Below are 26,115 nucleotides of genomic sequence, written 5' to 3'. Positions count from 1 at the left end.
GGGTCGGCTGACTGCTAGCCGTCACCCAAAGCTTTGGCGACATCCTTAGCTACAAAGTAGGGTTTATTATCGATAAGAATTGCGTGGATTTTATAGAGACCTTCAAATGTGAAGAGAGCGTTAATGTTAAAATATGTGTTTGTAGGAGTTGGAAATATAAGCGTATTTATCATATTTATCCATATAAAAAGTAGGGGCATTAGGATCTGTCGAGACGGGAAAGGTAAACAACAATGCTACCTTCCCTGCTGTCAGTTTTTTCAAGTAAAGGCGTATAGTGAGTCACGGACTGAACTGAGGTTTAAGGAACCATATTCTAGAAGTTCCGGCATTAAATTCTGCAACTCAGGAGCGAGTTGGGCTGTGAATTTTTTTCATAGTTCATCAAATACATTACGCTCTGTAAATAGCTTTATGAGAGCGTACCGTATGACTTTAAAAAAGACTTCAGTGTTACCTACGTGTGTACCGAAAGAGTCATGCACAAGCGCGAAGGCGGTGATGCCGTGCTCCTCGTAAGCCATTTTGAAGACGAGTTGTAAATGAGTAGTGTCTAAGCTGTAAACAACGTTATGGGCTATAACAGAAGCAGTTTTAGCTGCATCGTAATCAAGAAACTCTTCGCGTATAGACAGGTCGTTGTGCTTTCCAAGCATCTTGCAGTAGATTCTCCGTGCCTTTATTTTGTGGTACCAAAAAGCCATGATGGCTTGTCCAACGTAAAGGTCTATTTTGTTTAACGATTAAGGTTGCTGTTTTCTGCAACCAGTGCATAGCTTGCGCTGCGCATAGGATTGTATATTCAGCAGCCGGATAAATATGAGAAGCGAGAAGACTTGCAGTACGATTACCGTTGCCGTCGAAATGCCAACTGGAGGGGAGACTCCCAGCAATCGCTTTCCTATGTTCTCTATAGGCAGGTCTCAGAATGTCTTCCATACACTGCTCAGTGAAGCCGAAGTGCACTGAACCGTAGCAGTAGGTTATTACATTCCGTTTTACTGTCTTTCTGTCCAAGCTGAACTGTAGCTCCGCGTATGCTTCGGTGTATTTGAAGTACTCTTTCAGCAGGACTTTTAGTAGCTTATCGTCCTCCTTAGTTGTTTGGACTGTTATGCTTTTGAGCATTTTGAGCCACTGACCGTGTGTGGTATCTGTGACGGAATTTGCCCAAAGTTCGTAAGCCTTTTGTTTTGAAAGTTTTAGCACTTGTGCGTGTGTGCGTTCCTCTACAAGCTCTCGATGTTTCTTCTCGACAAGAGCTGCGATAGCACCGTAGATATCTGCAGGTTTGTCCGTAGCCATCAAGTTGACGTGTTTACCAGTGTTTTCACAACGTAGAGCTACGCCTAAAATTTGCAAACCAGAGCAGGAGCTACAGCCAGTGCTTGCCAAGGTTCATCAGCCTCCGACCAGAAACCTTTGTTATCCAAGGGGTTGTCCGCAAGTTTCAGAATATGCTCTTTATTCTCAGACACCTACTGGAGCCGTTCATCAAAGGAGACTTTATCGATGCCCCAAAGATTAGCCGCGTGTATTTCGAGCCACTTAAGGCCGTGTGTGCCGAGTGGGATATCTTCTGAAAAGAGAAGGAAATCTTTTGTAGCATCGGTGCCCTGAAAATTTAATTTTGAGGTTGCGTAAACTCTCATTCATCTATCAGCCCCAAGGGAGATAGAAATTATCTTCAGCAGCATACTTGCGGGCTAAACCTAGCATGAGAGCATGTGACATGCGCTTAGAGTGATTGATGGCCTCAGCCTTATGGAAAGCTGTGCAAGTTTGTTGGTAAAAGAAGAGTATTTCACTGTCAGTATCACACGATACGGAACGCCGGACGTTCTCAGTCAGAAAGTACTCGAGCTTCGTTCAGTGAAATGCTAATGTATTCCGATTATGCGACTGTGTTATCTCGGAAATACTCACACCACTGGAGGATGTCCTTGTTGATTATGAGAGGTGTCTCTTGGATACGATTGATGGCATTTAGCACTCCAGCCATCTCCATGTTTTAAAGTTGCTGTAGGTACAGAGTGTTCCTTGTCTTAACGATGCCGAACGCAGGTGAAGCTTGCGTTAAATAGGCACGCAATATAGCGACTCATTTGTCCACGGACGAGGTGGCACTAGCAATGGTTGGCGTTGAGGGAGTAATGTCAGTGCTAATTCGTGACGACACTCGTGTATCCAACGGTCTAGCTCAGGGTTAGGGCGTAAGCACGGCCAGATCTTGGGTTTACCCTTCCCTTTACTAGAGACAACTGTGCTCACTTCGAACTAGCCAAAATGATTATTAAAAAAGACAATTAAGGCGTGATCTATCGCCATCTTTTCGTTGTCAGGCCATGCAAATGATGGTATTCCCGCAGCGTTCTTCAGGAACCACCGAAGCGAAGCACGTTTCTCGTGTAGCCGACTCTTAGTCGCAACGTTTATCGTTGTACGACGGAATATGTTCACGTCCACACTCTCAAGGTGAAGGAAATTTATCTCGTCCTGTAAGTTCTTAGCTATCCGCACCGCTATCTTTAAGATGGGTAAGTAACTGTTGATGCCATTGATATAGGTATTTAAGACAATGGTGGTTATTACCCTCGTGTCTGGCATGTAGCCAAAGACCTCATGCACTACGTGTGGTTTATCTCGTGGCGTTGTGTGATAGGCTGTGAGAGCTTCTGCTAACTCATCGATGCTTTTGCCTATTAAAAGTAAGCCGTAAGCTGTGTTTGATTCCTTTCCATCGCTGGCTGCTGTGGTCAGTTCATTCATAATTTGTGTGTAGCGTTCTTCGCGTTGCGTGTACTTACTGTCGATTTGTCGGACATAAAGTTCGCGAAGAGCTGTTATGTTTAGTTTTAGGTCTTTTAGAGTTGGGCAGGCGAAACTTATAGTTGTTTCAAACGTGCGAATGCCTACGAGAGTCATCGTATAGATTCCTCTTTGTTATTTTTTAGTTTAAATCATTAGAAGTGGAGCTGGGAGTGAGATTTACGGTGACTTACAGTGCTATTTCCTCTCCTCTCCTTTTATTTTTTCCTTCTCTTCTTTTACCTTCGTCTATTTATCTATACATAAACATCTTGGTTTTTAACACACGTTCTCCAGAAACCTAAAGCACTAAAAGTATTAATAACGATAAATGAGAGCGTTCTTACGCCGACTACCCTATAAGTATTTTTATCCATTAATAAGAACTTCCTGTTACATAAACGGGTTTTTTATCAATAATCAAGGGTGTAGTATTGAATGTCACATTACAGTCGATACTGCATGTCAACACACAAATAAATCTCCAGTCGTCAACTAGGGATGATGTATTACTACCTTTAATTTCAATAATTTATAAAGGTATTTTTTATCTTCTCTAAGATGCCATCTCCACTAACTTGAATTAAGTGTTGGGTTTATATTTTCGGACACCGCGATGGAAACGGCACTGATGGTGAAAGGTATTTTAAAACTCCGTTATTGATGTCACAGGCCTAAAAGGTATACGACGAAGGTGAATAGAAAATGCGTAAACACGGTGAAGGAAAAGCGACGTCTCTGGTGCACACTTCCTCTTGCTGTTAATTTGTTTACTCATGAGATTATTGCTGCAGAAGTTAACCTAGTTGTTGTGGATGACAATGAGGTTTTACCTACATTTATTAACCCATTACAATGCAAGATACAGCAAGTCAGTGCTAATGGAGCCTACGACACAAGAGCATGTTACCACGTACTAAAAAATAAAGGAATAACGCCAAGTATTCCACTTCGAATCAACGCGGGGTATTGGGAGGAAGGGCATCCTAGAAATGCAGATGTAAAGGCTTTAAAATAGGACAAACTGGCGGAGTGGAAAAGGACAGGGGTTATCACAAACGCTCATTAGCAGAGACAGCAATGTTTTGCTATAAACAGTTGCTAAGCCCTAAACTTACTCTTCGTAATTAAAATGCTCAAGTTAGTGAAGCGCTGGTAAATGTGAAATCGATGAACACAGTTATAAGACTCGGTATGGCTGTTCGCTAGTAAACAAATTAAGACTGTAACAAATATTGAGATCAGTGCGTTATAGGCTTGATTTAATCAACAAATTCGGTCTGGAAAAGCCCAGTTTATACTAGAGATGACGTTATGTAAGGCATGGACAGAAACAATATCAAAAAAGTTGCCGAGAAAAGGCACTCGCCATTAAATATATGATAGAGAAATTGGTAGCGGATATCACCGTAGCAACAGTTGATTTTCTGATAGAAGATAGCAAAAGATTTAGATGGTACAATTTACTTTGCCCATCTTTACATTTCACCTGACGGAGGGCGCTATCACGAGTTGTATTATGAGGAGTTTCCAGATTTTATTTTTGATTCTTGGTTAAATTCACTTTCATAGTGTGTAGCTTAATCCTCCTTTTATTGAAAATAAAGAATCTTTAGTTTATAGCTTAGGTGATAGCTGTTAGAACCTTTGTGGCTTTCTCATTTTCTAATCCCCCGCTATTTTGTTGCTAGGAAAATAGCGAGTCCAGTACCCAGCACCATTCGGTAAATAATAAATGGTTTCATTCCTATGTTTGTTATCAGCTTTAGGAACCAGTGAATACAGATGTACGCACTGAAAAACGAAACAAAAATACCCACTAAAATAGGTTTCCATAAAATAGGAACATCGCTTTGTATCCACCCCAATCCCAAGTAACTACCTGCCAGCACAATGATAGGAATAGACATCAGAAACGAGAAACGAGCAGCAGCTTCACGAGTATAACCAATATATAGTGCCATCGTCATAGTCATACCAGAACGGGAGGCACCTGGAATAATCGCAATGGCTTGTGCCAAACCAATTAACAATGCTGATTTAGGCGTAGTCGTGTATTCATCATCTTCGCAACGTGCGTAAACATCAACCCACCAAAGTAGCAAACCGAATATGATACAAGTAGCCGTTATCACCCACGCAGAACGTAGATATATTTCCACAAAATTTTTCATCAATAAACCAAAAATGCCCGCTGGGATAGTCGATAACGTAATCATCCACGCCAGAGTCGCATCTGGAGAATGCTCACCATTGAAGATCCAGCGAAACAACGCACCTAACAACTGTTTCACTTCCTTACGTAAATATCCGACCACAGCTAGTAAGGTACCAATGTGTACAGAAACATCAAAACCAAGACCTTGATCTTGCCAACCGAGAATTTGAGATGGGAGAATAAGATGTGCAGAGCTAGAGATAGGAAGAAACTCCGTTAAACCCTGAATTAAAGCTAGTGTACAAGTCTCAAACATACTCATAGTCATAGGGAATCACTTATCTTGCATTGTGAAAAAATAGAAGGTAATCACAGATAAAAATCAAAAACAGGCCACAAAGCTTGGTTTTTATTAAATGTGCTCCATGCTTGTGCATAGGTTTGTAAGTCACCAGGGATTACTTGCTCAGGGCATAGCTCCGCAAGAGGCCACAACGTGAAGGCAAATTTGTATACGTCGTTCCGTGGCAACGTAGGGTCTTGAAGTCGAACCGATTCACCATAGGTGAGAAGATCAATATCTAAAGTGCGATCTTGAGACTTTTCCGAATCACGTTTACGTCCCCAGCGCGATTCGATATTTCGCAGCGCTACCACCATGTTTGTGAGAGTGAGATCGGTTTGAAATTCAACCACAAGGTTATAAAAGTTTGGACCCTCAAAGCCAACGGGTTCGGCATCGAAGATACGTGAGCAATGACAATTAGGGTTGAGTTCTCTAAGCGCAGAAATACCCTCAACAATATGGAATTCACGATCAATATTTGAGCCGACACTCACTAATACTTGTGTCAAAGCGTACCTCGTTCAATTATCACACCTACGACCCTTGCATGTGGAACTGCATTTAGTTTCTGGACTTTGACTCGGATCCATGGGACGGCAAATTGTTGTTGGATCAATGTAGCAATCTCTTCAGCTACTCGCTCAACCAAGAGAAAGCAGTTCTTCTCTGCATGCTTAATAACAGCATTACTCACGGCGGCATAGTCCAAGGCATAAGCTACATCATCGTGATGGGCAGCGGGCTTATTGTCATGCGCCATTGCAAGGTCAAATATCAGTTTTTGTTTAATCTGTTGTTCCCAATCGTAAACACCGATAGTGGTTATGACTTCAAGTTGCTCAATAAATACTAAATCCACCTGCATCTACACTTATTGACAGAAAGGTACCCATTATACACAAAAGTAAGTAACATTGTTTGACCACTACATGGTGAGCTGCTCTGTTAATATACAAGTATCCCCGATGATTTAGGAATCTTGTACTGATTCTAGAACTATAACAAGTTCTCATAGTGAAACACTAGTAATTGCTCTAGATTGGAAGACAAAATGAGAGAGATCGTATCACTGATGAGTGTTACCATGTATTTACAGGTCATGCATTTAATAGATTGTATAGTGTGTCAATTTAGCGGGTAACATGGAAGTGTTGATATCCACCATTACAAATACCATGCTTTTTAACAGGACTTATACTTATGAAAGATGAAAGCAAAAGTACTTTTGTACGAAAACCTATTTATTGAATACATGAACTAACCTGAGTTGCTCATAAGAAATGAACTAAATACCTAAGTCACGATCTGATCGTTTAAAAAAATATCGACTGCATAAGGACTTTGGCATAAATAACTTAAACGCTGTTTTCGTTGATGTCGACGACTTCTACCAGACTTACCTCCCTACCTGGAAAAAATACCTAATTTCTTTCGGTATTAAATAAAGAAACAAGCCTTTTCGCCTCTTTGGTTAGCAAAGTGATGACGATAGTGGTAGCTTTCCATCAATCGTGGGATCGAGACTTCAAAACTTATTACATCCACTTCGTTTGCTTATGCCTCACTAACTAATTTCCTGAATTAACCTCAGATCTGCATAAGCAAGTGCTTATGCAGATCTGAGGTTAATCTACGAAAGGGGAGTTCTAAAATACCTTTCCCCATCATAACCGCCTGCTTGATTCCATAATAATCTGATCGTAGTAGTTGTGATTAGTTCAGATATTTGGGAAACAACGCAGGTAAGGTTTCTACTCAACGCATTGAGAAGGAAAAATTTCACCCTCCGTACATGCTTGCAGAAAACTATTGGATACTCGAAATCAACGGAAATACACGATCAAGTGATAGTACATTCATTAAATTTTAGTATTATCTTGAAGATATAATCAATTTATTAAATATAGGATAGAATCAGTTATTAACGAGCATGTTCAATCCATTACACCTAAAATCAGGCGTACACTTAGCGTCGACTTTTATGTTTTAATCGCTGTCAATTGGTCAATAGGCCAGCGAGGAAACACTTCAATTTCCAAATCGTTGTGTTCACCATTTTTCAGACGTTGCATACCTGCATACGCAATCATCGCACCGTTATCAGTACAAAACTCCGCTCTTGGGTAATATACTTCTCCACCAATAGACGCAGTTAATTGTTCCAGTTTGACACGTAAATGGCGGTTAGCACCGACGCCACCAGCAACCACTAATCTTTTCATACTGCGTTGTTTAAGTGCAAGTTTACATTTAATCATCAGTGTATCCACGACCGCATCTTCAAACGCACGTGCAATATCTGCACGTGTCTGTTCATCCTTGTCATTTACGGCAATGGTATTTGCAGTGAAGGTTTTCAAGCCCGAGAAGCTAAAATCCAAACTGGGACGATCCGTCATTGGGCGTGGGAAGGTAAAACGCTTGCTATTCCCTCTCTCAGCTAATTTAGACAACATTGAACCCCCTGGATAATCGAAACCCATTAAATTTGCAGTTTTATCAAATGCTTCACCAACAGCATCATCAATAGATTCGCCAAGAATTACATATTCACCCATACTTTTTACTTCAATCAGTAAAGTATGACCACCAGTAACCAGCAACGAAATGAATGGCACTGGTGGTTGTATTTCTTCCAACATTGGCGATAATAAATGCCCTTCCATATGGTGAATTGCTACAGCTGGGACATTCCACGCATACGCCAGACTACGACCTATGGAGGCTCCAACGATCAGCGCACCTGCCAAGCCTGGACCTGCTGTGTATGCTATTCCGTCGAGGTCTTTTGGTGTTAAACCTGCTTCAGTCAATGTTGCCTTGATTAAGGGAATGGTTTTCTTCACGTGATCACGTGAAGCCAATTCTGGAACTACACCGCCATAGTCCGCATGTAATTTAACTTGACTATATAGCTGGTGTGCGAGAAGCCCTTTTTCATCATCATAGATCGCAACGCCAGTCTCGTCGCACGATGTTTCGATGCCCAGAATTCTCATAATACCTCAGCTCATCGTTTTTTAAGGGATTAATTACAACAGTTTCACAATGAATATCCAACCATATTAAATGGGAAGTATCAAATTCACAGTTAAGCTTTACAAACACACATGTGTCAGATTAAAATTCCGAACGATCCTTAATGGAAAGCTGGGTCATGTACTCAATAAGTTGGTATCCGTGTAAAATGTATATCTATATTCAGGGACAGCTTCTGTTAGAAAAGATGATATTTGCAGTGGTGGGCATCATAACTACCGAATTGACGGTCAGGGACTCACCTTCCAACTTATTGAATACATAATCTAAAGCTGGTCGCATTATCACTAGTGATCACTGAACAACCCCACACGAGGTGAAAGGCATATGCCAGTAGTTAAAGTACGTGAAAATGAACCATTCGACGTAGCTCTGCGTCGTTTTAAACGCTCTTGTGAAAAAGCAGGTATCCTTTCTGAAGTTCGACGTCGTGAGCATTTCGAAAAGCCGACTACAGTTCGCAAACGCGCCAAGGCTGCTGCCGTTAAACGTCACCTGAAAAAGCTAGCGCGTGAAAACGCCCGTCGCGTTCGTCTGTACTAATTACAATCAAGTACAGACTGACCGTATGGACTTATTGAAATGCATTATAAATCAACAAGTAATCGTTATGAAGACGAGCGATAAACTTCGCCTTGATACTAACCGTTTGATTATCGCTCCGATTTAGTACAGCTACTACATACTACAGTAAAAAATAGACGTGCAGTAAACATTGAACGACAATAAGGTTCTGGCTGTGATGACGATAAGGGACAAATAATGTCGTCATTTCGTGACGCAATATCTCTTTGGCCTTGTGGCGCGATGATCTTGATGAATTGGTGAAAAACGCTACTATTATTTCTGATCTGAGTACCATGCACAACATGGGCACAATCATGGTTAACCTGAAGTCTCAAATTGAGAGCGATAATGAAATGGATAAAATTAACCAATTGGTTACAGTTAATTTGGTTTAAATTTTTATAACCTATGAACAAACAGTGCACTCTAACTACGGAGTGTGTGGCTTGTTCATATCTTAATCAGTAGTAAAATACCAAAATCGTCGACTCGTACAAATTTACCTATATAAAATAGATTATGGCAGGAAAAATTCCACGTACATTCATTGATGACCTACTCGTGAAACTGGATATTGTCGAGCTTATAGACTCGCGGGTTAAACTGAAGAAGCAGGGCAAAGACTACAGTACTTGTTGCCCTTTCCATAACGAAAGAACACCTTCATTTACTGTAAGCCAAGAGAAACAATTTTACCATTGTTTCGGGTGTGGTGTTCACGGTAATGCTATCGATTTCGTGATGGAGTTCGATCGACTTGAGTTCGTCGAAGCCATCGAAGAGTTATCCTCTCAGTTGGGACTTGATGTGCCACGAAATCAAACTTGTGGAGGCATTCCGAGAAGTTCGTACACACCTAACGATCAAAAACGCGGTTTGTATCAGATGATGGGAGAAATTGCTAGGTTCTATCAAAGGACCCTTCGCACCGACATTGGATACGTGGCTATTGATTACCTGAAAGGCCGTGGATTATCTGGTAAAATCGTTCAACAGTTTGGTATTGGTTATGTGGCAGATGTATGGAATCAAGTTCGGACTCGCTTTGGTAAAGATAATAAAAGTCAACAGACCCTAATTTCTATCGGCATGTTGATCGAAAATGATAACGGTCAACGCTATGACCGGTTTCGAGGGCGAATAATGTTTCCAATTCGAGATCGACGAGGGCGAGTAGTTGGTTTTGGTGGACGTGTCTTGGGTAATGGCACCCCAAAATATCTCAACTCACCAGAAATGCCTATTTTCCATAAAGGGCGTGAGCTCTACGGCTTATATGAAGCATTACAGGCACATCGAAAACCTAAACTACTCATAATTGTAGAAGGCTATATGGATGTGGTTGCGTTGGCACAATTTGGTATAGACTATGCGGTAGCATCGTTGGGTACATCAACCACCGCCGAGCATATTCAGATATTGTTCCGCCAAACTTCTTCCGTCGTTTGCTGTTATGATGGAGACCACGCTGGACGCGATGCAGCATGGCGCACGATGGAACAAGCGCTGTCACATCTGAAGGATGGTTGCCAATTGAAGTTCATGTTTTTACCAGAGGGTGAAGACCCAGATTCTATGATTCGTGAAATTGGTAAGGATGCCTTTGAAGTAGAACTTGCCGCCGCCATGTCACTCTCTGAATTTATGTATTCTACCCTTATTGAACAAGTTGATACGAGTAGCCTAGAAGGGAAAGCAAAACTGACAACGCTTACAGTACCCTTGATAGAAAAAATACCGGGAGGAACGCTCCGTCTATATTTACGAAATATACTTGGACAAAAGCTTGGATTGCCTAATGAGCAACAGCTCGAAAAACTGATTAATTTACAAGGAAAATTAAAGGCACGTAAAACATTACCAGAAATGAAACGTACACCAATGCGAGAAGTCATTACCTTATTGTTACAAAATCCTAGATTTGCAGAGTCTGTGCCTCCACTAGATGGTTTAGATAAACTTGCTATCCCTGGGCTCATATTATTTACAACAATGCTTGAACTTTGTCGCCAACGCCCCAATATAGCAACAGGGCAGTTGATTGAGTTCTGGCGAGGTACGGATCAAAATGCATTGTTAGGCAAACTGGCAATTTGGATGTTACCCATCACTGAAAATAATGCATTAGAAGTATTCCTAGACTCACTGGATAAAATCCTTACTCAGTGTGTTCAACAACAAATCGCCAAATTGCAAGCTAAATCAAATAATGTCGGCCTATCAGTCGAAGAAAAGCAGGAGTTGCAGTTGTTAATCCTCAACCGCCTCGGCTAGAAACTAACTAGCTAGCACACTTGCGATTTGCTAAAATAAATAGTTTGCGTTTTCGCATACTACATTCTTCACTCAGACCCTAAGTTGGATATCGTCTATGGAGCAAAATCCGCAGTCACAGCTAAAGTCGCTTGTTGCAAAAGGTAAAGAGCAAGGCTATCTAACCTATGCAGAAGTTAACGATCACCTACCGGAAGACATAGTCGATTCCGATCAAATAGAAGATATTATACAGATGATCAATGACATGGGTATTCAGGTTGTGGAAACCGCTCCTGATGCCGATGAACTTATGATGGCTGGATCTATTGCTGACGAAGACGCTGTTGAAGCCGCCGCCGCTGCACTATCCAGCGTTGAATCTGAAATAGGTCGTACTACTGACCCTGTTCGTATGTACATGCGTGAAATGGGTACAGTTGAATTACTTACGCGTGAAGGCGAAATTAACATTGCAAAGCGGATCGAAGAGGGTATTAACCAAGTACAAGTTTCTGTTGCAGAGTTCCCAGGTTCTATTACGTACCTGCTTGACCAGTTTGACAAGGTTGAAGCAGCAGAACTCCGGCTTACGGACATTATCTCTGGTTTTGTTGACCCAAACCAAGATGACATCTCACCAACTGCTACGCACATCGGCTCCGAATTAAATAAAGAAGAGCTTGAAGACGAAGACAACAGTGATGAAGAAGATACCGGTATTGATCCAGAACTTGCACGTGAAAAGTTCAAAGAACTTCGTGTTGCGTATGAATCAATGCACAGTTCGATCCAGAAAAACGGACGCTTCCATGCAGATACTGTAGACTCTGTCACCAAGTTATCTGAGGTGTTCAAACAGTTCCGCCTAATCCCTAAGCAGTTCGACCGTATGGTCAGAACAATGCGTAATACAATGGATCGTGTACGTACACAAGAACGAATTGTTATGCGTCTGTGTGTTGACCAAGCAAAAATGCCAAAAAAAACCTTTGTTCAACTATTTACTAGCAACGAATCATCAAATAACTGGCTGGATCAAGCACTGTCATCTAGCAAACCCTTCGGTGAACGTATGAAGCAATACGAAGAGGATCTTCGTCGCTGCGTGCTGAAAATTAAAATTATCGAAAATGAAACTGGCCTGTACGTTGAACGTATCAAAGACATCAGCCGACGTATGTCAATCGGTGAAGCAAAAGCCCGCCGTGCGAAGAAAGAGATGGTTGAGGCTAATTTACGTCTGGTTATCTCTATTGCAAAAAAGTATACTAACCGTGGCTTACAATTCTTGGATTTAATCCAAGAAGGTAACATTGGCCTTATGAAAGCCGTAGACAAGTTTGAATACCGTCGTGGTTACAAATTCTCGACTTATGCAACTTGGTGGATCCGCCAAGCAATTACACGTTCAATCGCTGATCAAGCTCGTACAATTCGTATCCCTGTACACATGATCGAAACTATCAACAAACTGAACCGTATCTCTCGACAAATGCTTCAGGAAATGGGTCGTGAACCGTTACCAGAAGAACTAGCAGAACGTATGCAAATGCCAGAAGACAAGATCCGTAAAGTACTAAAGATAGCCAAAGAACCAATCTCCATGGAAACACCAATTGGAGATGATGAAGATTCACACTTAGGTGATTTTATCGAGGATACTACCCTCGAGCTTCCAATGGATTCTGCGACTATGAACAACCTCAAGATGGCAACCAGCGAGGTACTGGCAGGCTTGACACCCCGTGAGGCAAAAGTTCTTCGTATGCGATTTGGTATCGATATGAACACTGATCACACGCTAGAAGAAGTAGGCAAACAGTTCGACGTTACGCGTGAGCGTATCCGTCAAATTGAAGCCAAGGCATTGCGAAAACTGCGACATCCAAGCCGTTCTGAAGTTTTGCGTAGCTTCCTAGACGAATAATCCAACTAGTGATAAGCGAAAAATTAAAAGGCGAGTATTCCTCGTTGTTTTTCATATGATCAGTTGGACTGCCTTAGAATCATGGGGATCAGTTAAGATTACCCCCTATACACTTTAACTGTATTCCCTTATAATTGATTATCTATTCGGCTCCTTAGCTCAGTGGTTAGAGCAGTCGACTCATAATCGATTGGTCCCCAGTTCAAGTCTGGGAGGAGCCACCATATACAGAGAATCCTCACTATCTCGAAATATCTTTTCTTAATGCTTTTTATCAAAATATAAGGTCATATAGGCGTGATTTACCAAATATTTGAACTAATCACAATTCCTACGATGAGATCCTCATGGAGTTAATCTGGCCGTTATAATGGGAAAGACCAAGCACAAGATCAGCAATTGGAAAGAATATAATCAAGCATTAGCAAATCGGATCTTAGTGACTTTTTGTATAGACCTCGCTGCTCTTAAGGCATGGCGTTGTCTAAGGTATCACGGTCAACGTGGACGTGGGTTTATATTTTTGGATACCGAGATTGAAACGGCACTGATGGTTAAATGTATTTTCAAGATCCTACTTTGTTGATTAGGAAGTTTTCTCAATTCAGTTTTTACGTTGATGAATATCCCGCTAAAATTCCCTACATACACCTGCATTATTAATGCGTTCGAAGATCGTAAAAATTAAGTAACCTGAGCTAAGCATAAGAAATGAACTACATACCAACGTTGTAATCTCATCGTTTAGAAAAAACCATTGACTGCATAAGTACTTTGCAATGAATAATTTAGATGCTATTCTTATCGATCTCGACAGTGTCTGCTAGACTTTCCTATCTGCATGGGAAGGGAAAACCACCTGATTTCTTTCGGTGTCAAATAAAGAAATAAACCTTCTCGCCTTTTAAGTTAGCGAAGTGATGACGATAGTGATAGCTTTCCATTAATTTGGGTATCGAGACTTTAAAAATTATTACATTCACTTTGTTTTCCGTTACTTCACCAACGAATTTCCAAAATTAGTCAGCTACACGCGAATGCTCAAGCTCATGCAAGGTGTTCTGGTTACGCTTTGCTCTTACCTCATTCACCGTTAGGCAAGACCGACAGGGATTGCCTTTGTTGATTCATCCAAGCTACAGGTTTATCATAACCTCGAATTCTCAGACATCAGGTTTTTAAAAGTACCTTGAAGCGAGGACAAAGAACGACGGGGTGGTTCTACAGTTCGAAATTACACCTCATTATTAATGATTAAGGTAGTATTATCTCAGTCAGAGTGACGACGGCTAACGTGAATGATAGAAAGTCTGTACTCAGAAATGGCTGACGAGCTTTGTGGGTATTTATACGGAGATAAAGTTTATATCTCTGGTTTATTTAAGCGGGAACTTGCAGACAATGGAGTGATACTAATAACGGGTGTGAAAAAAACATGAAACCAAAAGTGATGAAACTGTGGGACCACCTGATGCTCCGAAAACGATTTATTATTGAAACCGTTTTTAACCAACTAAAAAACATATCCAAAATCGAGCACTCTCGGTACCGTAGTTGTATTAACTTTATGGTCAACTTGCTGGCGGGACTCATCACGTATTCATTTCAACTAAAGAAGTCGAGTATCAAGATGACTTGGCTTGATAAGCACCTGATTGCGTAGATCTTGGGTTAAATTATACATTTCCAAGTCTCTTTATGACTGATAATTGGATTCAAACGATCATATTGAGACTTGAATATTTAGTTTATTTCTTATACGCAGCTCAGGTTAGTTACAATGCTCAAGTTAGTAAAGGGCTGTTAAATATGAAAGTGATGAACAAAGTTCTAAGACGCGGTATGCCTGTTCGCCAGCAAACAAATTAAGACTATAAGAATATTGGGATCAGTGCGTTATAGTCCTGATTTAATCAACAACGCCAAGCGAATATGATACCAGCGAAAGCACAAATATTGTTCCGTTCTTTCTGCTAGTCAAGAGACTATTACTTATTGACTCATAAAGTGCATATCATCTTGGATGGAGTGGAATACCACCAAAGTAGCTTACTAGAAATACCGAGTTTATTCTCAATATCGAGCCCACTATCTACCGACTTACAGGTCAACTCTGAATCCAATAGAAAGGTTCTTGGAGGTAATAAAGGGAAAGTTGAGGCACACTGTTTACTTTATAAGAACTAAATTTTAAAGAAGTCATTAACCAATTTTTTACTGTAACTCTTCCAGAAATGGCAGCACCTTTGACGTCTTAAATAAACGATAAATTTTAGGTACTCGAACCGATGTTGTTGACTAAAAGAATTATTTACTACTATCCCAGAAAGGCAGTCCCAGAAAGTGTCCTTTATAGCCTTCTTTTTTGTAAATATATCATGCATATCAGTGTATTGTTCTGAATATAACATCTAAAATTTCAAATTTATTCTTTTAGGAAACAACGCCATTCCAACCTGGATTTTTAAGTAGATTAGGTATAGGCTAAGATTTCTAAATTAAGAATTTATTAGAATATAAATTCATGTCTACTGCAATAAAAAGAGTCTTCCATAATAAAACCTTAGGCACATAGAGATATCCAATGAATACTGGATATCTAATAGACATCCTTGCTAATAAAGCGTTAGAGTTAACTGACAGTTCTGATTCCTGTCTCGAAGGGAATCAAGAACATAGCTTGCATGTATTGGCGACATAAATATGTAATGTCGTCAGCCATCACTAGGCTAAAATAAGTCCTAATGCAATGCAACATGGAGGCGTATAGTGGAAATATTGTCTGGAGCCGAAATGATCGTTCGTTCCATGATAGATCAAGGTGTGAAACATATTTTTGGTTATCCAGGTGGATCAATACTTGATATCTACGATGCTCTGCACGAAAAAAGCGATATAGAGCATGTTCTTGTTAGACACGAGCAAGCAGCAGTACACATGGCGGATGGTTATGCGCGTGCAACTGGTACGGTAGGTGTAGTACTAGTTACATCCGGTCCTGGTGCCACAAATTCAATTACTGGCATTGCCACCGCATATATGGATTCAGTACCAATAGTTGTTTTATCTGGTCAGGTTATGACTCACCTAATAGGTAATGACGCTTTCCAAGAATGCGACATGGTCGGGATTTCTCGCCCCATCGTCAAACATAGTTTTTTGGTGAAAAAGACCGAAGACATCCCCAGGACGATCAAAAAGGCATTTTATCTAGCATCTACCGGCCGTCCCGGTCCTGTCGTGGTTGATTTACCAAAAGATATGCTAGATCCCACAAAGAAATACATCTATCAATACCCAGATACTATAACGTTGCGCTCTTATAATCCAACTACCAACGGGCATAATCGGCAGATTAAGCGTGGTTTGAAAGCACTGTTATCAGCGAAAAAACCGGTACTGTATATTGGTGGTGGCACTATCATTTCTGGTTGTAGTGAGCAAATTAAGATATTGGCAGATACGTTTAACATTCCAGTTATTTGTACCCTTATGGGGTTAGGTGCTTATCCAAGCACAAGCGATAAGTCTTTGGGAATGCTGGGCATGCACGGTACATATGAAGCTAATATGGCGATGCATAACACAGATTTAATTTTCGGTATTGGCGTTCGCTTTGATGACCGTACGACCAATAACATAGATAAGTACTGTCCGAACGCTACTGTGATGCACATCGATATCGATCCGTCTAGTATCTCGAAAACGGTTACAGCAGATATTCCAATTGTAGGATCGGCATATCAAGTACTAAATGCCATGATAAAACTGATAATTGAACAGGATTGCATCAATGATGTGACAGCCATTGAAACGTGGTGGCGTGCCATTAATACGTGGCGTGAGCGCAGGTGCTTGAAGTATTGCATCGATAGTGAACGTATTAAACCGCAACAAGTAATTGAGACACTGTATAAACTGACGAATGGCGATGCGTACATTACATCTGATGTAGGTCAACATCAGATGTTCGCTGCTCTATATTACCCTTTCGATAAACCCCGCCGTTGGATTAGCTCTGGTGGCCTCGGCACAATGGGATTTGGTTTTCCTGCTGCAATGGGTGTGAAATTTGCTATACCAGATGCTGAAGTGGTGTGTATCACTGGAGATGGCAGTATTCAGATGAATATTCAGGAGTTATCAACAGCATTACAATACGATATTAACGTCAAAATAATTAACCTCAATAATCGATTTCTTGGCATGGTGAAACAGTGGCAGGATATGATCTATCAAGGTCGACACTCTCACTCGTACATGGACTCTGTGCCTGATTTTGCCGCGATTGCCGAAGCTTATGGTCATGTTGGTATCCGTATTAGCGATTCTCTGCTGTTGGAAAGCGAGATGGCGAGAGGTCTTGCAATGAAAGACAAGCTAGTATTTTTCGATATTACCATCGATGAAACCGAGCATGTTTACCCTATGTTAGTTCATGGTGGTGGGATGAATGAGATGTGGTTAAGCAAAACGGAGAGAACATAATGCGAAGTATTGTATCCATTTTGATGGAAAATGAATCTGGCGCTTTATCGCGTGTTGTCGGTTTGTTCTCTCAGCGGGGCTATAACATAGAGTCGTTAACAGTATCACCAACTGATGATGCAACGCTATCTCGATTAAATATTACCACGACGGTTGTAAAAGATTCAGAGCGTGAGCAAATTGAAAAGCAGTTACACAAACTTATTGATGTTCTTAAGGTCAGCAACCTCACAGAATCTGAGTACGTTGAACGTGAACTAGCGTTGATAAAAGTAAGAGCAACTGGTTTTGTGCGAGCAGAAGTGAAACGTATGGCAGACATTTTTGGTGGACAAATCGTTGATTTTACCAGTTCATTATATACTGTGCAATTAGCAGGCGCCAGCGATAAAATTAATACGTTTATTAATAGAATAAAAGATGTTACGGATGTTATTGAAGTTGCACGTAGTGGTGTAGTGGGGATTTCACGTGGTGAGCGTACATTACGTTAGTAAATTTTGGTATTACCCCCTGAGTTTGATTATAGACAAAAAACGATGTCAGGTGTCATCGCTTTTTGGTCTTGGTGGGCAGCGCTAGAAAATTAAATTTTTCACATAGCATAAATAGGCATTGATTAACTCCTATTCAATACCTTAGAGGTGTCTATTACAGAACGTGTACAGAAGAAGTGTTTGTGGTACCAGATGCAACCAGTGCACCAGAAACCATAATCACAATATCGCCACTTTTAGCTAAACCAGACGCTAATGCGATTTCTTTACCACTACGATAAAATGCGTCAGTACTTTCAAATTGGTCAACAACAACAGTTGTTACACCTTTAGTTAAAGCTAACTGAGTGGCTGTTTTTTCGTTGGTGGTTACAGCGATAATATTTGCTGTTGGGAAATACTTACGTATAGAACGAGCAGATTTACCTGCTTCAGTAGCAACAACAATCACAGGAGCACCTAGCTTTTCTGCTGTGTCTACTGCTCCTTTACATACAGCTTCGGTGATGCGAAGTCGGGGGTTGTTCAAACGTAATCCCATTTCAGCTTTCATCGCTATATCAGTACGGTTAGCAATTTGTGTCATCATAGTGACTGATTCAATTGGATATTTTCCTTTCGCCGTTTCGCCAGATAGCATGACTGCGTCAGTTCCGTCCATTATAGCGTTCGCTACGTCGCCAGCTTCTGCCCGAGTAGGACGTGGATTTTTGATCATTGAATCAAGCATTTGTGTTGCAGTGATTACAACTTTACGTGCACGGTTACATTTTTGTATCATCATCTTTTGTGCGAAAATAACTTCTTCAGCTGGGATCTCTACCCCCAGATCACCACGAGCTACCATGATGCCGTCAGATAGTTCTAAGATCTCATCGAAATTGTCAATACCTTCCTGATTTTCGATTTTAGAGACAATTTGGATATTATTACCGCCGTTAATTTCTAAGATTGCTCGGATCTCTTTTACATCCGATGCTTTTCGGATGAAAGAGGCAGCTACGAAGTCAACATCGTGCTTACAGCCGAAAATGATGTCATTTTTGTCTTGTTCAGATAGTGCTGGTAAGTTTACAGAGACACTTGGGAGGTTAATGCCTTTATTCTCGCCAAGATTACCATTGTTCAATACTTTACAGATAACGTCAGTTTCTGTGGTTTCCATTACTTCCATTTCAATTAGACCATCATCGACCAAGATAATGTTGCCTTTAGCTATGTCTTTTGCTAAGCCCGCGTAAGTTACTGCAATACGATTACCGTTACCAACAACAGTCACGTCAGTAGTAAATGTAAAGGTTTGACCGGCAACGAGTGCTATCTCATTACCACCGTCTAGTTTCATGGTGCGGATTTCAGGACCTTTGGTATCAAGTAATATTGCTAGTTGTTTACCAGTGCTTTTCATTACGGTACGCAGATTACTGATGCGTGCCCCGTGCTCTTCGAAGTTACCATGCGAGAAATTCAGTCGCATTACATTCATACCAGCTTCAGTAAGTTTAGTCAGCATTTCTACTGATTCAGTTTGTGGTCCAATTGTACAAACTATTTTTGTTTTTTTCATGTAAGGTTTTCTCCTAGCATAGTTGTGTTTAAGGGGTTAATACCACCATAGCTACTGTAATTTAGTCTATATAATCAAGCGATATTTTGGGGCATGATAAATGGTAATATTTGGTCATGATTTTAATAAATTGATTAGTTGTAAAACTAGCGTTCGATAAAAGTGCCTAGGACTTTGTCCTGCCTTTCTATAAATTTGGAGTAAGGAATTGTTTTCCCCTGAAGTCAGATCTTAAATACAACATTTTCCAATGAAGCTACTAACGCCATTTTTTTAAAGAATATTAGGTTGCTTAAACCCTAAATATTTCTTAGGCCGATGATTTATCCTTGCCTGAGCGAAGGTAATCTTGTTATTCTTAATCATCCTTAGGTTTATCCATTTCTTTACGTACTGTATCAAAAGCCCATTAACCTTTTCATTTATCCCTCATTTCCATGAACAGTAAGGTGGGCAAAGTAAATATCAATATCCAAAGCTTTTGCGATCTTTTCATAATGAGAAAACTCCGGACCATTATCTGCCATAATCGTATGGACATGCTGTTTGCATGGTATCAGTAACTGAATGATCGCTATGGTGATATCAGCCACCGATTTAGATATCACTTTTTAATTAAATAAAAATGGCTTTCACGTTCTAACATCGTGATGTTAGCATTAGTACCTTTTCTGCCTAAGATTGTATCAATTCTCAAACTACTAAATAGTTTAAAACTATCTAACCTGAGCTGTGCATAAGAAATGAACTAAATGTCAAAGTCGCGATTAAATCTTTTTGAAAAAAGCTATTAACTGAATAAGTATCTAGGCATGAATAACTTAGACGCTGTTTTGTCGATGTTGACGACTTCTGGCAGATTTTCTTCTTTTCATGGGAAAAATACCTAATTTCTTCTGGTGTCAAACAAAAAAACAAACCTTCTCACCTCTCAGTTAGTTAAGTGATGACGATAGTGATAGCTTTCCATCAATCTAGATATCGAGACTTCAAAACCTATCACATCCACTTTGCTTGCTGCTACCTCACCAACGAATTTCCTAAATTAATCTCAGATCTGCATAAGTGCTTGCTTATGTAGTCGATAGTTTTTTTCAAACGGTCAGCTCGCAACTTTGGCATTTAGTTCATTTGCCATGGGCAGTTCAGGTTATCTAAAACCGATGCTAGCTTATAAAGGGAGCAACTTTTTAAGGGCTGCTGTCTTTCCTTGGTGATCTCAACAATATCGTTGATGTCCTTTTGATGTCCCTGTTTTAAGGGACAATGGAGATTACCTCCTTGCCGTTTGTCGGTTGTGACAGAATGATAAATTTACTCATGCTGACGGGATCATCTAAATTCGTCAGTACACGTGTTCTCTGTTTGAACCTCCAATCGTTTTAGATCCATAGATCAATGAAAGACCTTTAATCTGTTGGTATATTATATCTGCTTGCATACTTGTGATTATTCGCCGAAGGATCTTGAAGGATGTTAAGGTAATAAAGATTATTATTACAGTACCTTTTCAACTTTTGGTATACAGGGAAACGATGGTACTTAATTATCTTTGCGATATAGGAGATTATAATTCTAAGTTATGAAACTGTTTCAATTTGGTATTTTCATCCCCCAGTCAACTGCTCATAATTCATGTTTCTTTGGCAAGAAGAGCGTACCACATTTGGCAGTTGGCTTCCTCTTTTACACTCGACAATAAGTTTCCTAATTATTAGGGGTTGTTGATCTTTGTTATACAAAACTTATTCAATAATACAACGGCAGCTACATTAATATAAATATTAGTGATAGCATGCTACCGTGGTTTCTGTATAATTTGTAGTATCTAGTTGAAACTGAATGATATTGTTTAATTTTCCAACAGAAATTTTCTACTAAATGACAATCCTTATATAGAGTACGGTCTATACCGCTTTTATCGGTATCTCGCCTATAATCTAGTTTAGTAATGAGGTTATGTATTCAATAGGTTTTTCTTCGTGTAAAATGTTTGATTTTGCATGGTGATAATTATAGCTATCGTTGATATTAAATATCGTTATTTGCTCGCAAATAAAAATATCCCTCGCTAGTTTTGGTACGTTTGGGAACCTCGATTGGAAGAAATCATTACTTATGCATTCTGGTATCGTGGAAGAAAGATATTTAATCTACTTTTCAATAGGTCATCCATATCTAATATTTCATTTTGGTGTACGGACGGTTTTAATGTGTACGATATCCTATCCGGAGGATAAAGATATTGTTGGCAAGCTCTATACACAACGCATTTGAGAGGAGAAATTTAACCCTCTGTACACGCTTGAAACGACTCAACCGGAAAACGATTGGATACTCAAAATCAACGGAAATACACGACAAAGTGATCTGTCATAAACACGACCAATTTTTATCATTAGTTGGCGTGGTGTTGTTGATTAAATCAGGACTATAACTCACTGATCCAGATCTTTTTTACAGTCTTAATTTGTCTGCTGGCACAGATATACTGAGTCTTATAACTTTGTTTATTGCTTTCATATTTGCTAGTGATTCACTAACTTAAGAATTTTAATTACGAAGAGTAAGCTTAGGGTTGAGCAACTGTTTAGAGCGAAGCATTGCTGTCTCTGCTAATGAGAGTTTGTGATAAACCCTATCCTTTTTTCACTTCATCAGTTTCTCCTCTTTTTAAGCCTTTACAGCTTCATTTCTAGGATTCCCTTCCTCCCAGTATCCCGCGTTGCTTAGAGGTGGGATACTGGGTGTTATTCCTTTATTCTTCAGTACGTGGTGACATGTTCTTGTGTCATAGGTTCCATCAGCACTGACTTGCTATATCTTTCGTCATAATAAGTTAAGAAATATAGGTAAAACCTCATTATCACCCACAAAAACTAGGCTAACTTCTGCAGCAATAACCTCATGAGTAGACACATCAACAGCGAGATTAAGTTTGTGCCAGATATGTCGCTTCTCCTGACCGTGTTTACGCGTTCTCCATTCACCTTCGTCGTATACTTTTAGGCCTGTGGCATGAATAATGACGTGGGAGTTTAAAAATATCTTTCACCATCAGTGCCGTTTTAATTACGGCATCCGCAAATATAAATCTATGGTCATGATGACCGTGATGCTTTAGACAATCCTATGCCTTAATAACAGCGACGTCTCTCCAAAAAGTGACTGAGCCAAGGTTTACTAATGTTTGATTATATTGTGTCCAGTTGCTGATCTTGTGCTTGCCATTTTCCATCATCACCTCTCGCTTAACTCCATGATGATCTGATCATGGGAATTACGATTAGTTCAGATATTTGGAAAACAAAGCTTATCCATAGGTGACTTTTGTCGCTTGTTTTGGATGGTTAGCATCAATTAATAAGTGGTTGTATTCTTGGTACAACGGACTCTATGATCATGGTAGATTTCAATGAAATCTAGGTATTTTTCTACGTTAAACTTGTGGGATATACCTTTAGGTATCTTATAACTTAACCCATTGTGATTGAACCATTTATTGATGCCTACAATTGTATATTGTGCTAAATTGCTGTTCAATATACACCATATTTTGAAGGATGTGGTGATAAGTAAAATCATTGAAATGATTAATGATTGACAGGGCTGAAGTGGTTGGTGGGTGGCTACGTGAATCTCTATTTTCTAGATTTAGTTTTCAGACTATTCATAATTTTTGAGGTGGCGAAGGACAGTTGTTTTAGGGATAGGCAGAAATTGAGACCTCATGGAGATGTTCCAAACTCTTGATGCAAGCAGTACTGCTTTTATGCAGTCGATGTCTTGATCCTCATGTTTTCTATCATGCAGGGTTCTGAGGGTTTGTTTTTGCTTTTTGGTTAAAAGCCTTTTAATAGCATGTGGCTTCATTTGTATTTTGATTGAAAATCAAGCATCTTCAGGGATCATGAGTACAAACCATATAGTTTCTCAGTACTTATCTGAAAGTAGTCTTACCTTGCTTATCGCATTCCATAGAATGCGAGAAATCTAGTATCGTCGCTGTAAATTTTTTCATTCTGGCATTTCCCAGTTATTGGGATCTCAGATCACCAATTTCATGATGAACATCTATAATTAACTAATGGAATGGCGTCTAACCTTACATCTGAGAGAATTCTAACGGAGAATATCTATGAATATAGCAGGCATTGACCATATAGTACTACGTACTGTCAAATTAGATTTGATGCTAACGTTTTACTGCGATGTGTTAGGTTGTCAGGTTGAACGAACATTGTCGGAACTTGGTTTAACCCAATTACGTGCTGGTAATGCGCTGATTGATTTAGTAGAAGTCGACAGTTTGTTAAGCCTGCAATGTGGCACAGTTCCGACAAATACGGGTAATAACCTCGGTCATTTTTGCTTACAGTTAAAGCCTATTACCAACGATGAATTATCTGCTGAATTGTTTATGCACGGTATTGACAGCGGAGAGTTTTTTAAACGTTATGGTGCGCAAGGGATGTGTGATTCAATTTATATTGAAGACCCTGAATGCAACATCGTGGAACTTAAATCTCAACCAATAGGCTGATCAAAAGCTATTTCTCTGTTAATTAAATATCTTTGATTCAACGTGTTGTTTTTATAGATAAAAACACTATTTATGATTCGATTTTAGCGACGTTATGTCAGGCTATCATTACAAATAACAAGCACGTAGTCATTATAAGAATGTGTGCTATCAGTTCAGTAATTCAGTGTATATATGTTGTTGATTAAATCAGGCCTATAATGCACTGATCCCAATATTCTTACAGTTTTAATTTTTGTCTGCAGGTGAACAGGCATACCGAGTCTTATAACTTTGTTCATCGCTTTCACATTTGCCAGCGTTTCACTAACTTGCGCATTGTAATTAACCTGAACTGCGCATAAGAAATGAACTAAATATCAAAATCTTGATCCAAATCGTTTGGAAAAAACTATTGATTTCATAAGGACTTGGGCATAAATAACTTAAACGATGTTTTCATCGACTTCTGCTAGACTTTCCTCCATGCATGGAAAAAACACTTAATTTCTTCTGGTATCAAATAAAGAAACAAGCCTTTTTAACTCCCAGTTAGCTAAGTGATGACTATAGTGATAGTTTTCCATCAATCTTGGTGTCGAGACTTTAAAAGCTATTACATCTACTTTATTTGCCGCTACCTCACCCACGAATTTCCTGAATGAGTCAGCTACACGAGGATGATCAAGTTCATGCACGGTGTTCTGGTTCCACTTTGCTCTTACCTCACTCACCGTCAGGCAAGGCCAACAGGGATTGCCTTCGTTGATTTGTCTAAGCTACAGCTTTGTCACAACCTCCACATTCTCAGATATCAGGTTTTTAAAGGTATCGCGAAGCGAGGACAAGGCACGATGGGGTGGTTTTACAGTTTTAAATTACACCTTATTATCAATAATAAAGGTGGCATTATGTCAGTCAAACTGACGTGGATGATAAAAAGCCTGTATCGGAAATGGTTGACGAGCTTTGTGGGTGTTTATACGGGGATAAAGGTTATATCTCTGCTCCATTAGAGCGGGAACTTTTAAACAAGGAAGTGACACTGATAATGGGTGTAAAAAAACATGAAATCAAACTTGATGAAACGTTGGAACCGCTTGATGCTCCGGAAACGATTTGTTATTGAAACCGTTCTTGACCAACTAAAAATATATCCCAAATCGAGCATTTTCGGCACCGTAGTTGTATCAGCTTTATGGCGTGGTTTATCGCGTATTCATTTCAACCAAAGAAGCCGATCATCAAGATGATTAGGTTTGATAATCAAGTGCTTATGTAGATCTGAAGTTAGTTATCATCCAACATTTCTTAAATCATCATGAAAACTCCTAAAAATGCTATAGCGTGTATTTCTCAATACAAACCTACGGTTATTCTTCGATTTATTTCTTTCAGATAGTGGTTAATTGATATGGTTTTTGTTTTATCTCGAACCCTTTAGGACTTTGACGGTAATGTGGCCGAGCCAAGTTTATAGGTACCTCTCAGGCAAATGACCATTGTGAATTACTCCCTGCTTTCCGTTAGCTTGTAGTGATATAAAATTATCGAGCAAGGATCGAACCTCGGTTTCTATAGCTTGAGCCAACAACTGCTGTGCGCCTTGTTTCAGTAGTTCATTAAACGGGTTTTCTAGTTTATGAAACTCAGTAATGTAATGATTATTGTCCATGTGGTATATTCCTTGTTGGTTGTTGATCTGGCGAGATCAATCAACAGGTCATACCGCATTATTTCCTACCCATACACCAGAAATAACTATAGCTCTTAACCTGTCTGCAGTACAGATTTTAATCTGATACTTCATATTACTCTAGCTACTCGCACAATTATGAATAAGGACACGGTTCTGTACCCGTAAGTTCTTATTATAAAGATAATATGACTTACATGGGGCTGAGCGTACTAGAAAATTATTGCAAAAGGAGCGTGCTGGG

The 26,115-nt window shown here is 39.8% G+C and carries 16 protein-coding genes, 1 tRNA gene and 7 pseudogenes; 15 read left to right on the top strand and 9 right to left on the bottom strand.

Annotated features, from left to right (window positions below; all coding sequences use genetic code 11):
* Nucleotides 1-374 precede the first annotated feature (374 nt).
* Nucleotides 375-1,652: pseudogene (locus tag BTN49_RS20710) on the bottom strand (DNA-directed RNA polymerase).
* A 625-nt stretch (nt 1,653-2,277) separates the two neighbouring features.
* Nucleotides 2,278-2,925, bottom strand: a complete 648-nt coding sequence (locus BTN49_RS06595) for a hypothetical protein (protein WP_097356520.1) — start codon at nt 2,923-2,925, stop codon at nt 2,278-2,280.
* Nucleotides 2,926-3,464: 539 nt separating this feature from the next.
* On the opposite strand from BTN49_RS06595, the pseudogene BTN49_RS17755 reads away from it, so the two are divergent.
* Nucleotides 3,465-4,017: pseudogene (locus BTN49_RS17755) on the top strand (IS5 family transposase); the annotation flags it as partial.
* Nucleotides 4,018-4,484: 467 nt separating this feature from the next.
* Here the strand turns inward: BTN49_RS17755 and BTN49_RS06585 are convergent.
* From BTN49_RS06585 to tsaD, 4 genes are all read right to left on the bottom strand, one after another.
* Nucleotides 4,485-5,288 carry an undecaprenyl-diphosphate phosphatase gene (locus BTN49_RS06585; RefSeq protein WP_097356541.1) on the bottom strand — a complete coding sequence of 268 codons (804 nt, stop codon included), beginning with the start codon at nt 5,286-5,288 and terminating at the stop codon, nt 4,485-4,487.
* Between the two features lie 47 nt (nt 5,289-5,335).
* Nucleotides 5,336-5,821, bottom strand: coding sequence for a 2-amino-4-hydroxy-6-hydroxymethyldihydropteridine diphosphokinase (folK, locus tag BTN49_RS06580; RefSeq protein ID WP_097356519.1), 486 nt, complete (start codon nt 5,819-5,821; stop codon nt 5,336-5,338).
* Nucleotides 5,818-6,177 (bottom strand): dihydroneopterin aldolase, encoded by a 360-nt coding sequence (folB, locus tag BTN49_RS06575; protein ID WP_097356518.1) that lies wholly within the window; start codon nt 6,175-6,177, stop codon nt 5,818-5,820. Before folB ends, folK begins: the two co-directional genes overlap by 4 nt.
* 1,114 nt (nt 6,178-7,291) lie before the next feature.
* Nucleotides 7,292-8,311: a tRNA (adenosine(37)-N6)-threonylcarbamoyltransferase complex transferase subunit TsaD gene (tsaD, locus tag BTN49_RS06570; RefSeq protein ID WP_097356517.1), complete on the bottom strand. Its 1,020-nt coding sequence runs from the start codon at nt 8,309-8,311 to the stop codon at nt 7,292-7,294.
* 367 nt (nt 8,312-8,678) lie between these two features.
* Between tsaD and rpsU the strand changes: the two genes are divergently transcribed.
* The 10 genes and pseudogenes from rpsU (at nt 8,679) to ilvN (ending at nt 18,083) form a co-directional block, all read left to right on the top strand.
* Nucleotides 8,679-8,894, top strand: a complete 216-nt coding sequence (rpsU, locus tag BTN49_RS06565) for a 30S ribosomal protein S21 (RefSeq protein ID WP_002537656.1) — start codon at nt 8,679-8,681, stop codon at nt 8,892-8,894.
* Nucleotides 8,895-9,142: 248 nt separating this feature from the next.
* Nucleotides 9,143-9,313, top strand: coding sequence for a GatB/YqeY domain-containing protein (locus tag BTN49_RS13030; protein WP_158523660.1), 171 nt, complete (start codon nt 9,143-9,145; stop codon nt 9,311-9,313).
* A gap of 124 nt (nt 9,314-9,437) precedes the next feature.
* Entirely contained in the window at nt 9,438-11,192 is a 1,755-nt protein-coding gene (gene dnaG / locus BTN49_RS06560; RefSeq protein ID WP_097356516.1) for a DNA primase, read from the top strand.
* A 97-nt stretch (nt 11,193-11,289) separates the two neighbouring features.
* Complete coding sequence (gene rpoD, locus BTN49_RS06555) at nt 11,290-13,101, top strand: RNA polymerase sigma factor RpoD (RefSeq protein WP_097356515.1); 1,812 nt, start codon at nt 11,290-11,292, stop codon at nt 13,099-13,101.
* A gap of 148 nt (nt 13,102-13,249) precedes the next feature.
* Nucleotides 13,250-13,325, top strand: a tRNA-Ile gene (locus BTN49_RS06550).
* Between the two features lie 146 nt (nt 13,326-13,471).
* Nucleotides 13,472-13,759: pseudogene (locus BTN49_RS06545) on the top strand (transposase); the annotation flags it as partial.
* Nucleotides 13,760-13,880: 121 nt separating this feature from the next.
* Nucleotides 13,881-14,764: pseudogene (locus BTN49_RS22175) on the top strand (IS982 family transposase).
* Nucleotides 14,765-14,799: 35 nt separating this feature from the next.
* Entirely contained in the window at nt 14,800-14,970 is a 171-nt protein-coding gene (locus BTN49_RS13985) for a hypothetical protein (protein ID WP_158523659.1), read from the top strand.
* Between the two features lie 900 nt (nt 14,971-15,870).
* Nucleotides 15,871-17,589, top strand: coding sequence for an acetolactate synthase 3 large subunit (locus BTN49_RS06535; protein WP_097356513.1), 1,719 nt, complete (start codon nt 15,871-15,873; stop codon nt 17,587-17,589).
* Nucleotides 17,589-18,083, top strand: a complete 495-nt coding sequence (gene ilvN, locus BTN49_RS06530; RefSeq protein WP_097356512.1) for an acetolactate synthase small subunit — start codon at nt 17,589-17,591, stop codon at nt 18,081-18,083. The genes BTN49_RS06535 and ilvN overlap by 1 nt, the downstream gene beginning before the upstream one ends.
* Nucleotides 18,084-18,240: 157 nt before the next feature.
* Here the strand turns inward: ilvN and pykF are convergent, their stop codons facing one another.
* Complete coding sequence (gene pykF / locus BTN49_RS06525) at nt 18,241-19,653, bottom strand: pyruvate kinase PykF (RefSeq protein WP_097356511.1); 1,413 nt, start codon at nt 19,651-19,653, stop codon at nt 18,241-18,243.
* Between the two features lie 946 nt (nt 19,654-20,599).
* On the opposite strand from pykF, the gene BTN49_RS19105 reads away from it, so the two are divergent.
* Together BTN49_RS19105 and BTN49_RS13025 are read left to right on the top strand one after the other, a co-directional pair.
* Nucleotides 20,600-20,734, top strand: coding sequence for a hypothetical protein (locus BTN49_RS19105; protein WP_263363858.1), 135 nt, complete (start codon nt 20,600-20,602; stop codon nt 20,732-20,734).
* A 1,108-nt stretch (nt 20,735-21,842) separates the two neighbouring features.
* A pseudogene (locus tag BTN49_RS13025) lies at nt 21,843-22,090 on the top strand (IS1 family transposase); the annotation flags it as partial.
* A gap of 20 nt (nt 22,091-22,110) precedes the next feature.
* On the opposite strand, the pseudogene BTN49_RS06515 reads toward BTN49_RS13025, so the two are convergent.
* Nucleotides 22,111-22,891 (bottom strand): annotated as a pseudogene (locus BTN49_RS06515) (IS5 family transposase).
* A 900-nt stretch (nt 22,892-23,791) separates the two neighbouring features.
* On the opposite strand from BTN49_RS06515, the gene BTN49_RS06505 reads away from it, so the two are divergent.
* Complete coding sequence (locus BTN49_RS06505; RefSeq protein ID WP_097356508.1) at nt 23,792-24,196, top strand: VOC family protein; 405 nt, start codon at nt 23,792-23,794, stop codon at nt 24,194-24,196.
* Between the two features lie 416 nt (nt 24,197-24,612).
* A pseudogene (locus BTN49_RS22170) lies at nt 24,613-25,457 on the top strand (IS982 family transposase).
* A 192-nt stretch (nt 25,458-25,649) separates the two neighbouring features.
* On the opposite strand, the gene BTN49_RS06495 reads toward BTN49_RS22170, so the two are convergent.
* Nucleotides 25,650-25,850: a hypothetical protein gene (locus tag BTN49_RS06495; RefSeq protein ID WP_097356507.1), complete on the bottom strand. Its 201-nt coding sequence runs from the start codon at nt 25,848-25,850 to the stop codon at nt 25,650-25,652.
* Nucleotides 25,851-26,115: the final 265 nt, after the last annotated feature.

Origin of the sequence: Candidatus Enterovibrio escicola, from assembly GCF_002464935.1 — a bacterium.
In the GTDB taxonomy this organism is placed as follows: Bacteria; Pseudomonadota; Gammaproteobacteria; order Enterobacterales; family Vibrionaceae; genus Enterovibrio; species Enterovibrio escicola.
Note: the sequence above shows the minus strand (reverse complement) of the source record. Positions and strands in the feature narration are given on the sequence as shown.

What these genes read in the sequence shown, in the direction of transcription:
- rpsU (WP_002537656.1), top strand. Translation starts at nt 8,679, where the DNA reads ATGCCAGTAGTTAAAGTACGTGAAAATGAACCATTCGACGTAGCTCTG.
- BTN49_RS06595 (WP_097356520.1), bottom strand. Translation starts at nt 2,925, where the DNA reads ATGACTCTCGTAGGCATTCGCACGTTTGAAACAACTATAAGTTTCGCC.
- pykF (WP_097356511.1), bottom strand. Translation starts at nt 19,653, where the DNA reads ATGAAAAAAACAAAAATAGTTTGTACAATTGGACCACAAACTGAATCA.
- BTN49_RS06585 (WP_097356541.1), bottom strand. Translation starts at nt 5,288, where the DNA reads ATGAGTATGTTTGAGACTTGTACACTAGCTTTAATTCAGGGTTTAACG.
- BTN49_RS06495 (WP_097356507.1), bottom strand. Translation starts at nt 25,850, where the DNA reads ATGGACAATAATCATTACATTACTGAGTTTCATAAACTAGAAAACCCG.
- ilvN (WP_097356512.1), top strand. Translation starts at nt 17,589, where the DNA reads ATGCGAAGTATTGTATCCATTTTGATGGAAAATGAATCTGGCGCTTTA.
- BTN49_RS19105 (WP_263363858.1), top strand. Translation starts at nt 20,600, where the DNA reads ATGACGATAGTGATAGCTTTCCATCAATCTAGATATCGAGACTTCAAA.
- tsaD (WP_097356517.1), bottom strand. Translation starts at nt 8,311, where the DNA reads ATGAGAATTCTGGGCATCGAAACATCGTGCGACGAGACTGGCGTTGCG.
- rpoD (WP_097356515.1), top strand. Translation starts at nt 11,290, where the DNA reads ATGGAGCAAAATCCGCAGTCACAGCTAAAGTCGCTTGTTGCAAAAGGT.
- folB (WP_097356518.1), bottom strand. Translation starts at nt 6,177, where the DNA reads ATGCAGGTGGATTTAGTATTTATTGAGCAACTTGAAGTCATAACCACT.
- BTN49_RS06505 (WP_097356508.1), top strand. Translation starts at nt 23,792, where the DNA reads ATGAATATAGCAGGCATTGACCATATAGTACTACGTACTGTCAAATTA.
- dnaG (WP_097356516.1), top strand. Translation starts at nt 9,438, where the DNA reads ATGGCAGGAAAAATTCCACGTACATTCATTGATGACCTACTCGTGAAA.
- BTN49_RS13985 (WP_158523659.1), top strand. Translation starts at nt 14,800, where the DNA reads ATGACTGATAATTGGATTCAAACGATCATATTGAGACTTGAATATTTA.